At 30.3% G+C, this 11,566-nt stretch carries 8 protein-coding genes and 2 tRNA genes; 6 read left to right on the forward strand and 4 right to left on the reverse strand.

Going from position 1 to position 11,566, the window contains the following annotated elements:
* The first annotated feature begins 121 nt into the window (after positions 1-121).
* Positions 122-200 (forward strand) — tRNA-Arg (locus tag I6U48_RS24790).
* A 155-nt stretch (positions 201-355) separates the two neighbouring features.
* Here I6U48_RS24790 and I6U48_RS24795 read toward each other — a convergent pair.
* From I6U48_RS24795 to I6U48_RS24805, 3 genes are all read right to left on the reverse strand, one after another.
* Positions 356-1,246, reverse strand: a complete 891-nt coding sequence (locus I6U48_RS24795; RefSeq protein WP_218323159.1) for a phosphatidylserine decarboxylase — start codon at positions 1,244-1,246, stop codon at positions 356-358.
* Positions 1,247-1,377: 131 nt separating this feature from the next.
* Positions 1,378-2,976, reverse strand: coding sequence for an ABC1 kinase family protein (locus I6U48_RS24800; protein ID WP_218323160.1), 1,599 nt, complete (start codon positions 2,974-2,976; stop codon positions 1,378-1,380).
* Positions 2,977-3,021: 45 nt separating this feature from the next.
* Entirely contained in the window at positions 3,022-3,324 is a 303-nt protein-coding gene (locus I6U48_RS24805) for a phasin family protein (RefSeq protein ID WP_218323161.1), read from the reverse strand.
* Positions 3,325-3,474: 150 nt separating this feature from the next.
* Here I6U48_RS24805 and I6U48_RS24810 point away from each other — a divergent pair.
* From I6U48_RS24810 to I6U48_RS24830, 5 genes are all read left to right on the forward strand, one after another.
* Positions 3,475-3,551, forward strand: a tRNA-Arg gene (locus I6U48_RS24810).
* Between the two features lie 443 nt (positions 3,552-3,994).
* Positions 3,995-6,553, forward strand: coding sequence for a dynamin family protein (locus tag I6U48_RS24815; RefSeq protein ID WP_218323162.1), 2,559 nt, complete (start codon positions 3,995-3,997; stop codon positions 6,551-6,553).
* 2 nt (positions 6,554-6,555) lie between these two features.
* Positions 6,556-9,147: a dynamin family protein gene (locus I6U48_RS24820; protein WP_218323163.1), complete on the forward strand. Its 2,592-nt coding sequence runs from the start codon at positions 6,556-6,558 to the stop codon at positions 9,145-9,147.
* Position 9,148: 1 nt separating this feature from the next.
* Positions 9,149-9,478 carry a hypothetical protein gene (locus I6U48_RS24825; RefSeq protein ID WP_218323164.1) on the forward strand — a complete coding sequence of 110 codons (330 nt, stop codon included), beginning with the start codon at positions 9,149-9,151 and terminating at the stop codon, positions 9,476-9,478.
* Positions 9,475-9,672, forward strand: coding sequence for a hypothetical protein (locus I6U48_RS24830; protein ID WP_218323165.1), 198 nt, complete (start codon positions 9,475-9,477; stop codon positions 9,670-9,672). The genes I6U48_RS24825 and I6U48_RS24830 overlap by 4 nt, the downstream gene beginning before the upstream one ends.
* Positions 9,673-10,143: 471 nt before the next feature.
* Here I6U48_RS24830 and I6U48_RS24835 read toward each other — a convergent pair whose 3' ends face one another.
* Positions 10,144-11,400, reverse strand: coding sequence for a tyrosine-type recombinase/integrase (locus I6U48_RS24835; RefSeq protein WP_218323166.1), 1,257 nt, complete (start codon positions 11,398-11,400; stop codon positions 10,144-10,146).
* Positions 11,401-11,566 lie beyond the last annotated feature (166 nt).

Raw genomic sequence — 11,566 nt, forward strand, 5'->3', positions numbered from 1 at the left:
AAATCCCTCTTTCTCCGCCAGAAAACACCTTGACTAGAGGTGTTTTTTACTTTAATATATAAAAAAATAAATGTTAATTTGATTTTTTTTGATATTTATGATACTATGATTATGGTAATATGCACTTATAGCTCAGTTGGATAGAGCACTCGGCTACGAACCGGGGTTTTGCGGGGGTTCGAGTCCCTCTAGGTGCACCAAATAAAATGCTTTCACTAATGTGTGAAAGCATTTTTTATGTCTAGAAATAATATTTCTTATTATGCAATTTTAGTTATTTAGATAACCAGTAAAGTTTGAACCTGTGAAAAAATAGTTATTTACCACATAATTAAGTAATAAACAACTACCTTTTTTATTTTATTTTTTCACCTATTTTTTCTCCAAGAACTACTTGGCTTTCATATTCTTTATTTGTTTCTTCAATTATATCCTGATCAATTTTAACTTTACCTTTTTCAAAAAATAATATTGTTGTTGAACCACCAAATTTAAAATAACCTTTTTCTTCTCCCTTTTCTACAGGATTTTTAGGAGTATATGTTTGTATTATAGAACCTACGCAAGTGGCACCAACTTCTATATGAAGTATATCACCAAAATTTTCAGAATGAAAAATGCTCCATTCTCTTTTATTTTTACAAAATAACTCAGGTATTTTTTTTAAAGCAGCTGGGTTTACGGAGTAGTAGTCGCCAATTATTTTCACAGTTTCTTCACATTTACCATTATCAATAAAATGAAATCTATGATAATCAGTAGGGCATAATCTTAAGATTAAACAAGTGCCACCAGAAAATTTTTCGGATATATTAGAGTTACCTATAAGATTAGCTAGACTATATGTAAATCCTTTTACTTGGACTAATTTGTCTAAATTAATATTTTCAAAGGCTAAAAGTTTTCCATCACCTGGAGAAACTAAAAAATCTATATTTTTATATATAGGTCTTGCTTCTGATTTTAACTTTCTTGTGAAAAAATCATTAAAAGAAGTAAATTGAGACATACTTTTTTCACTTTCAGACATATCAATACCAAAATCCTTAATAAAGGAATGTATCTTCTTTAAACTTCTTCTACTATCACAAAAATTTCCGTATATTTTAGAAAATATTTTTTTCTTAACTAATAACTCTAAAACTTGCATTCCGATGGGAGATGAATAAGTCCATTGAAGATATCTGTCACCTGCAACCTTTTCTATTTCATAATCTTTAGTTTTTCTATTATAGTACTTAATCATAAATAGACCTCTTTCATGTAATATTTATTAATAATTATAATTATCATTTATTATTTATTTATTGTCAATTTTAAAATTAGTATCCATATGATGGAATTATTAGAGAGTTGGTTAATAATTAAGTATACATTTTATAAGTTATTAGATTTTATGATAAAAATTAAAAGAATTAAACTCATAAATGATGATAACATAATGCCTATTAGTCCTACAGCAGAGAAGCCATATATTTTAGGACCTATATTAGTTTTTAATATTAAACTTGACCCAATTATAGTAGAACAGATTATAAGTGCTAAAATCAATCTGTTAACCATTTTATTTATAGATTTCATATGTTTATCTAAATTGTTTATCTGAATTTGAATCTTAAGCCTTCCATTCAGCATTGTATTTATTATTTCTATAAACCTACTAGGTATACGAGATAAATCTTTTGTAAAATTATAAAAATACATTAATATGTCATCAAGATTTACCTTTTCTAGTAGTGATAATTTGCTATTATTTTTTACAAAAGGTATGGCTATATCTAGTATTTGTATATCAGGGGCTATTTTTGCAGTGACTCCTTCAATGATCACAAGGCTTCTAACAAGTAATATCAAATCTTTCGGAAGCTTTATATTATTATTCTTAGCGCAGTTAAATATTTCTTGAAGTAAAGTGGATACATGAATATTCTTTAATGATGAATAAACATACCTTGAGAACAAGTATTCAACATCTTCGTATAATTTGTTTTTATTTACGAATCCCTTTTTTATTCCTATAGACATGATTATGGATACTAGCTTATCTAAATCTTTAAAGGCTACAGATACTATAGCATCATTCAAAGAAGCTTTTAAAGAATCAGAAAGACTTCCCATTATTCCAAAATCAATGAAACATATTTTTCCACCATTTATTAACAGATTTCCGGGATGAGGATCTCCATGAAAAAAACCATCAGTGAAAACCTGTTTGAAAAATGATAGAACTAGTTTTTTTCCTAAATCTTGAAGATCATATCCACCTTCTTTAAGTTTATCAAAATCATTTATTTTAAAACCATATATTTTTTCCATAGTTAAAACCTTAATGCTTGAAAGCTCATCTATTACATATGGAGTGTAGCAGAAGGCTACAGTATTATTTAAATCTCTAAATTTTTTTATATTCAACGCCTCAATTTTAAAATCTAGTTCCTGCTCTGTAGATTCCATTAATTCCGTTAAGGCTTCCTCTGGGTCAATTAAGGAATCAGAAAATCTAGTTTTAGTAAGTTTGATTATTCGGTGTAAAATAGATAAATCCATTTTAATTTTTTCTTTTATTTCAGGTCTTTGAATTTTTACAATAACTTCCCTACCGTTCTTAAGCACGGCATTATGTACTTGAGCTATAGAAGCTGAGGCTAATGGTTTCTTTTGAAAGTGTAAAAAGCAATCATCTAAGTTTTTGTGAAAAACACTGAAAAATACATTATTAATATTCTCGTAGCTTTCAGGGGATGCGTTATCCTGAAGATGTGAAAGTTCTTCAATATATTCTGGAGGAAGTATATCAGGTCTTGTACTCAATATTTGGCCTATTTTTATAAAAGTAGGTCCTAATTCCTCGAAAGCCTTTCTTAAATTATGAGGGATATTTTGTTTTTTCATCTTTTTATCTATTATATGGTCAAAACCGTAACGAGCTAGTACACTTATAATTTCTCTAAACCTTTCTAATGAACTGCTATACATATATATACCTCCATAAATATTAAAGCCCTAACAGGCGTTGGGGCTTTAATATTTAGTATTTATTTTTTCTTCTAAAGTATTTAATCTCTGTTCAATATTTTTTAAATCATCTTTACTAGAAAAGTTCATCTGATTTAAGATAGATATCAAGTCTTCTTTTGTTAGAGGTTTTACTTCTTCAACTTTGTCTTTTAAGTTTCTTTTTAATTCCTCAGAAAGTTCCTTTCCTTCATCTATGGTTAGCTTTCCTTTTGCAACCATATCTTCAACTAATTTTGATGCCTTTTCATAAGTATATGCTGCTGAGCCTAAACCTGCTAAGATTAAGTTTTTAAATTCATTAACCATATTAACACCTCTTAGTTAGTATATTTTTATTTGCAATATAATATACTCATTATGTAAAATAACTAAATTTTGATTCTATATATTATTTTTATATAATAATTTGACATTTATTATAAATTATTATAAAATGTTATGGAAATAAGTTAATATGCGTTCGTAGCTCAGTAGGATAGAGCAGCGGTTTCCTAAACCGCGTGCCGGGGGTTCGATTCCTCTCGGGCGCACCAAGCTAAAAGCCTTGTAAACACTAAGTTTATGAGGCTTTGTTTTTTTGAAAAAATTGGGTGTAAAGTTGAAATGGGTTCTATTTGGGTACTATTAATATAAAAAGTTACTTAAAAATAGAAAAAAATATGATAGAGAAGTAAGATATTTTTTTATTAGAAAATTTTGTTTTGGGTTGTAATATTATTTGGGGCTAAAAATATCACATAACACATAACTAGTAGTAGATAAGAAATTCATTAAAACTCAACCCTATTTTTTTATAATATGTTCTATGAATTATTTTAAAAAACTCTTTGTAATATTCATCATGGAAATGAAAATATTGCCATAAAATCAAAAAATATATTAAAATTGATTGGATATTGATTTATAATATATATAAACTTGTCTAATTTAGCAAGAATGACTTAAAATTTATGCATGGATTTAAGGGGGAGTAACAATGAGCAATAGTATATGGCAGGAACAAAAGAACAAATACCAATCAATTCTAGATAACGCTAATGGTGTTATTAATAAGATATTAACACTGGAAAGTAAAGATTCTATAATGAATTATGAAACCGAAGAGCAGTTGAGGGAGTTATTCAAAAAAAACAACACCTATATTGATAAGCTTCAGAAAAATTCCTTTGAAGTTGCAATTGTAGGCTTGGAGAAGGCAGGGAAAAGTACATTTGCTAATGCACTTATAAGCAACGACGTGCTCCCATCTGCATCTACAAGATGCACCTTTACATCAACACATTTAGAGTATGGAAGTGATGAGGCTACTGTGTTTTTTCACAGCCGAAATGAGTTTAATAATATGTTCAGGCAAATGTTGAAAAGTGTAGATTATTCCAACTCAGAACAGCTCAACTTTGATAATTTCAGATTAAACGATTTTGAAAGATATTTTAATGATTTAAGCAGCGTTAACCCTTCAGTATATAAGGAGCATGTTGGCAAGACAGAGGAGGATATAAAAGATATACTTAAGTACAGAGAGGAAATAAGCAGGTATTTGGATGGACTTCCAAAGGTATTCAGAGCTGAGGAGCTTAAATCTGATGAATTAAAGGAATTTATAACTTCCCACGGCAAATCAAGAGCGGTAAGGGAGATAATTATAAAATCTTCTCAGCTTGAAAATATGCAAAATATAATAGTACATGATGTACCTGGTTTTGATTCCCCTACCAGGATCCATGAAGAACAGACTCTGGAAAGGTTAAAAAATGCTGATGCTATTATTTTAGTTACAAATGTAGGTGAAACGCCAAACCTTCTCGGTACTCAGTTAAACCTGTTGCTGAAGGAAAGTGACAATGACGGTATCAAGCTAAATGAAAAATTATTTATTTTCGGAAACAAAATTGACAGAGTAAATACAAAAGAGGATGCAGAAAGAAACATTTCTGCACTAATCTATGATGCCATTGAAAAATATAAAATAGTAAATAAGGATAAGCTCTTTATTGGTTGTGCTTTTGCTTATTTGCAGAAAAATAGTATTGTAAGTAGCGATAAAGAATTAGAAAAGATTAAGGAATTTGGTCTTGACGATAACATAGATAATATTAGGGACAGGCTTGAAGTCTATCATAATTCAGAGAGGTTTGAAATACTTAAGAAAAGAATTAATAAAAATATAAAAGATTTGAAAGATATTTTCAATAAGATAGTTAAAGAAAATGAAGATTATAGTAACTATGACCAGATTAAGTCCCTGGATAATAAGCTGTTGCTAAAACTTGATCTTAGTTCTCGAAAAATTGTGGGAGATTGTCTGGCTAGATTGAGGGATGAAATTAAGAAAGATATATATACCAATAAATATTTCACTCATTCTCTTAATAATCTTGTTGATGAATCTTTTGAACACATTACAGATGGGTTAATAGAAGAGACGAGAATAAAAGTGGGCATAGGTGCTACAGGAGAATTCGCAGCAGGAAGAATAAATGATTCTATCAGACAGAAGCTCTATAATGAATTTATTGATAAATTCACTGATATCATACTGAATCTATCTCAAAAGGAAGCAGAAAAGGTAGAAAGTAAGATAGAGGAATGTTTTGAAGAATCCCTTGAATTAAGTGAAAATAACCCTTACTATGATGAGGTTAAAAAAGCTGTTTCGCAATTCATAGAGGCAGCAGTGAATGATATAGCTTATGACAAGAGATATTTTATCAACTTGGTTGAGCGCTTTTCTCAGGATCTATTTGATATATTGATTTATCATTCTTTAGGTTCATCTGGAAGATTGAATAAGTTTTATGAGTCAGAAGAGGAGCTATACAGTTTAGGAATATATTATAACAACAAATATGTGACCAAACCATATTTTCAACAGCCTTTTATTAATATAATACTAGCCCACTTGGAAGAGAAAGAATATAGCTTGGAAGAGATTAGAGAAATCATCAGCAAGGGAATCAGCAGCAAACTGCCAGAGATAATTAAAATCCTTAGCGAAGATACAATTCTTGCTCTTTGCAAGGAAATATCCAGTTTGAAAGTAAATCCATATTCTATTCTGGAAGTATTACTTACAGACCTAAGCAAAATTAATAAAGAATTAGGGTTAACTGATATTAAAAATATTGCTGAGACTATTATGGAACGTGTTGCAGATAAATATATGAATTTGAACAGTTCCATGAGTAAAGAGCAATACATTAATCAAATTGTAAAAAATATAAATCAGGCTCAAAACAAAGATGATGTTCTAAAGGAGATTAACCAGGATATTGATTACCTGAAAATGATGCTTAAGGAAGTAGTAATAAAGGCAATCTGCCTTGAAAAACCTTTTGTTTCTATGATGGTAAAACAGATTAACAGATTAACAGATTTAGATGAAAATCTGGAGTATAAATCATTTATATCAGATTATGCTGCAAAAATTAAGTATTTTGAGTTTGCTGATAATGAACAACAGAAAGCTATCTATGAAAATAAAAAGGAAATAGTTCAACGGATAAAAAACATTATGGCTGAAATGGGGTTATAAGGATGAAGATTATAAATCTTAAAGGTACAAATGAAGAAATAGAACTTATTCAGGAGAATCTGAGGAACAGAAATGATGTAGTCTTTATGTTAGATAAGGATATAAGAATATATGACTACCTAAGGAAACTAGAATTTGATAGTATTTTCCTGCATAGGCTCAAAATATGTAACAATGTGAACTTTGATTTCAAGGTAATATTAAGAAACAAGGAAACCAGTAGTGTAGAAAAGGATTATTTCAAGGATTTAAGTGAGGTCATAAGATTTATTGGTGAAGGTGACTACAACAAGTATTCACTTATATTATGTACAGACGATTATGAAAAATTAATTTTAAGCTCAGTTATTCAACAGTTGATTTACCTAGGTATAAGTCTTGAAGTTATGCTTGAAAAGGAAGAAAAAGAAAGACAGGCAATGAAGGTCTTCAAGGAGCATTTTCAAGATATTAAAACAAGTGTGACCGCCGCCAGGAAAACTATTGACTGTATTGATGTAAAGTCTGGATTTGCAGAGGACAAAAACACTTTTACTGAAATACTTTCTGAAATAGAATCTGAATTGATTACTGCAGAAAAGCGTGAATTGACTTTGTCAGTAATGGCCACCAAGAAGTCTGGGAAAAGTGTTGTTGTCAACAGCTTTTTAGAGGAGGAATATGCGCCCACCAGCCTGGTACTGGCTACTCCAAATACCTGCATATACAAGAGTACTGCCGATAAGCAGATATCTCTTGATTATAAAGGCGAAAGAAGGGTATTTAATTCTCCGGAAGATATTAGAAATTATATCGGTAAAGAATTTGAGCAGGCTCAAAGCTGTGCAGAAAATGGATTTATGCTTGAGGACATGCAAATAAACTATGTTACTGACAAGAACAGTCTGATGAGTTACACAATAATGGATACTCCTGGACCAGACCTTGCTGGAAGCAGTCACAGGGATATTGCCTATAAATCTATTGAATCTTCAGATGTAGTATTATTTGTAGTGGATTACACAAAGCATCTTACAGAGGGTGAGGAAGCTTTTTTAAGGGATATCAAGACCAGCTTTGAGAAGTATGACAAGTTCTATTCCTTTATAGTAATTGTCAACAAAATGGATGAAGTATTTATGAATCAAAATAATGTTGACAAGTCGGTAACAGGCTTTCTAGATTATTTGAGATTCAAGCTAGATAGCTTAGGATATAAATCGTATGTTGTATTTGGAGCATCTGCACTGCAATATTTTTATTCTGTACAGGCTCCACAAATACCTGGTTGCGAATCTCTTAATGAGGTTGATAACCGCACTCTTTTGGATAATCTGAATGATTGTATAGATAAATACATTGGACAAAAGGAAATGACTACCTTGAATTTTATAGATGTGCAGTTAAAAAACCTCAGAAGATTTTACGGCATCAAGGATTCAAACCTGGAAACTCTTAAACAAAAGAGCGGTATGGTAGAGATTATTAATTATACAAATTATGTGGCATCTCAAAAGGCAAATGTAGAGTTGATGAAGTCTGTATTGAGAAAAATCGATGAAAAGTTCAGCAGGCTTAAGAATAAGTTGTTGTTCTTTGAACTGAGCAGGCTTAATGAGAGTATAGGAGAGAGAAAAGAGAAAAGAGAAGAGATTATAGGGAAAATAAATGAGCTGATACTTGAATTCAAAAGTATAAAGTTAGAGATAAAAGAAGAATTATCAATGGAGGTTTCTAAGAAAGAATTTCATAAGGATTTTGATGATTCAAGAACACAAATAGCAGTTTTAATATACCAGCAGTTAGAACATGAATTAGACATGAAGCGGAAAAAGCTTGAAAAGATGACCCAAAAGGAACTTGAAGTTGAAAAAGAGGTTGCTGTAAGTGGAGACAGAAAACTAATAGTTGATCTGAATGTTTTAGACGAGCAGTATACTGAGAAACTAGGGATGATCCAAAGAAGTGTTAGTGAAAAACTGGATGAAATGCAGGATGCAATGGGAGATAAAGATCAAAAGATCAAAAAATTGGTTAGTGATTTTAGCCAATATATAGGGAAAAAGTATCCTGATATGGAATTTGACATTACAATGCCTAAGCTTGATGTGGCCTTTACCAAAATGGATTTCAAGTGGAATAACTTTACGGAACGAGAACTTACAAATAAATTAAACAAGATAATTAATAATACTATCAACAGAGAAAAAAATTTTTTTGATAAGCTGATAAGCTTTATTACCAGAAAAAAGATTGATAAAGCATCTGGGAAATATTCGATAGATAAAACAGAGCTCATAAATGAATTTAATTTATTATTAAGTGACGCTAGGCTGGAGATTTGGAAACAAGTAGAGATAAATAACAGAGAATTGGGAGAATATGTGGATGGACATATTAATGAGCTATCCATAACAATAAACGAAGAAGCTAAAAGCATGATAGAAAGTTATGAAAAAACCTTTATGGATTTGAGGGGTGACCTAGAAAGCTCATTGCAGGGAGTCGAACAAGATATCGAATCAATCAATGAAAAAATAAGTTTGTATGAGAATGTGAAAAATATTCTTTCAAGTTTCTTTGATGAATGGAACAAGATAAGATTGGAGGATTAAGATGATTTTCTTGAATATGGAATTGAAAGAAGCAGCTAAGAAGTGTCCTGAAAAATTAAATAAACTCAAGAAAACTTTGGAAATTAATCTGAATGAAAGCGATTTTCTTGGAGATACAAGTTCCTATTATAATCAATTGGTAAAAGAAATTGATAATGAGATTATGAAAAGACTGAAAGATGACAACCTTATAAAAGGATTAAGTAGCCTGCTTTCAGAAATTGGTATTAATAAAAGTTTGACACTTGAGGGCCTGATTAATGAGGTTGTAAGAAACAAAGCAATGCTGACCAATGCTTTAGTTGGTAGTGGAGGTACAAGAACAAAATGATAAAATCTGTGATTATCATAATTACCGTAGTTATTTGTGGTTTAGTAGCATATAAGTTTTTGATGAAGAAAGAAAATGAGCCTATGATTACAACCCAGGCAGGAGAAAACGCTAACAAATTCAATAAAGAGGAACTTGAAAATCTTATTAATGCACTGGAAGCTGTTAAAAATGTTAAAGATGACATCTCCTAATTGCTATAATAGATTTAAAAGTAGCTAATAGATATTTGGGAATATCTATCAGCAAGGATATGACTTTCAGCCATCTTCCTTGGCTCAGAAATGATAACAGAAGCTGGAAATGGAATGAACAGCTTCTGTTTTTTATTTAATAGGAATTTTAAAAAAATCCTGGTATGGCTTGAGAATAGGATGTTTTAGAATGTGCGCAAAATATTTTAAGGGATAAAATGTAAATGGCTTTGTGATGAAATCTGTAGTGAAAAGAATATGATAATGATAGAAGTTACAAAAATATATTAACAGATAATATTATAACATCAACTGACGGAGCTGCTACTGATAAGTAATATTATGTGCAACAAAAAAAGCAGGAAAATTTCTGCTTTTTATATGTTAATAAAAATGGATTTGTATTAAATTCAAATATTATTTTGACTATGATTTTAATAAAAGCACACCAAAATGAAATTATCTAATTTTTTATCCTTGCTTCTTATTTTTGGTATTTTCTTTACTAAATAAGCTTTCCAATTTATTAGCGGCTTCTATATCAGCTTTTTGTAAGCTATGTGAATATATATCTGTAGTAGTTGAAGTTCTAGCATGACCTAAGGGCTTACTTACAGTAGTTACGTTTAAACCTTGATTTATAAGTATAGTAGCACTGGTATGCCTTAGACCATGAAAATTTATTTCATTAAGCAAATATTTTTTTTTGTCATCTTTGGAGATAGTATCATTATTTATAACTTTATCATTATGACGCTTTATAAATTTACGAAACCAATTACTTATAGTTCCAGGATATATTGGATCACCAGTCTTAGTTGTAAAAATATTATTACATCTATCATTCCATAGATTTTCTAATATTGACTTTTCTCCATTTTGCCATATTTTATACTCACGTAAGAGGTTTATAACTGTTTTTGGTAGGGATATAGGTCTATTACTTGTTTGATTCTTAGGTGACTTTGTAAAGGTCCCTTGGCCAGGTATGTGCTGTAAGGATTGATGGATTTTTAATATTCCAGTATCTAAATTTATGTCGGACCATTCTAATCCTGAAAGTTCACCAAGTCTCATTCCTCCATAGATAGCCATATAAATAGCAGTTTTATATTTTATAGGCTCATTTTCTAATAAGGAAAGTATATACTCAGTTTGTTCTATATCAAAATGTCTAGCTTCTTTTCTCTCTACCTTAGGAGCTTTTACACGTGAAGCAGGATTATTTAAAATAAATTGCCATTGTACTGCACAAGTTAGAATACTTGATATAAGCCTGTGATGATGCAATATAGTTCTCTCAGATAATCCACCAGGTTTAGCATCATTACGAATACCATTTTCACGCAAGTTATTATAAAATTCTACTAAATGCGTTGGCTGTAGCTTATTGAGTTTTATATGACCTATAGCTGGAATAATACGAGTATTTAATAACTCTTTGTATCTATGTAAAGTCTTTGGAGCCAGCTCTGGTTCTGCATAATCTTTTAACCACTTTCGTATAAATTCTTCAAAGGTAATTTTACCTGCATCCATGAATATACCTTTTTCAACTTCATCTTTAAATAATATCCATTGTTTATTAACTTCTTCTTGCTGCTTATTAGGCTTTATATAAGATAAATCTATTGTCTTACGCTTTACTATCTTCTTACCTTGTTTATCGTATCCACAGGACACTGTAAGCCTATATGAGTTGTTTCCACGCTTTTCTATAGCTGCCATGGTATTTTCCCCTTTCTAAATTAATAATTTGTAGTTAATATACAAAGATTCAAAGTAACTACAAAAACAATTAAATCCTAGGACATGTTTATTACATACTTTCTGTAGGCTACGATATTACGTAACTTTAATTTAGTAGCCAGATATATATAGTTTACGCATCTAA

Source organism: Clostridium thailandense, from assembly GCF_019207025.1.
In the GTDB taxonomy this organism is placed as follows: Bacteria; Bacillota; Clostridia; order Clostridiales; family Clostridiaceae; genus Clostridium_AM; species Clostridium_AM thailandense.

Coding starts and splice junctions, on each gene's coding strand:
- I6U48_RS24795 (WP_218323159.1), bottom strand. CDS start 1,246: ATGATTAAGTACTATAATAGAAAAACTAAAGATTATGAAATAGAAAAG.
- I6U48_RS24800 (WP_218323160.1), bottom strand. CDS start 2,976: ATGTATAGCAGTTCATTAGAAAGGTTTAGAGAAATTATAAGTGTACTA.
- I6U48_RS24805 (WP_218323161.1), bottom strand. CDS start 3,324: ATGGTTAATGAATTTAAAAACTTAATCTTAGCAGGTTTAGGCTCAGCA.
- I6U48_RS24815 (WP_218323162.1), top strand. CDS start 3,995: ATGAGCAATAGTATATGGCAGGAACAAAAGAACAAATACCAATCAATT.
- I6U48_RS24820 (WP_218323163.1), top strand. CDS start 6,556: ATGAAGATTATAAATCTTAAAGGTACAAATGAAGAAATAGAACTTATT.
- I6U48_RS24825 (WP_218323164.1), top strand. CDS start 9,149: ATGATTTTCTTGAATATGGAATTGAAAGAAGCAGCTAAGAAGTGTCCT.
- I6U48_RS24830 (WP_218323165.1), top strand. CDS start 9,475: ATGATAAAATCTGTGATTATCATAATTACCGTAGTTATTTGTGGTTTA.
- I6U48_RS24835 (WP_218323166.1), bottom strand. CDS start 11,400: ATGGCAGCTATAGAAAAGCGTGGAAACAACTCATATAGGCTTACAGTG.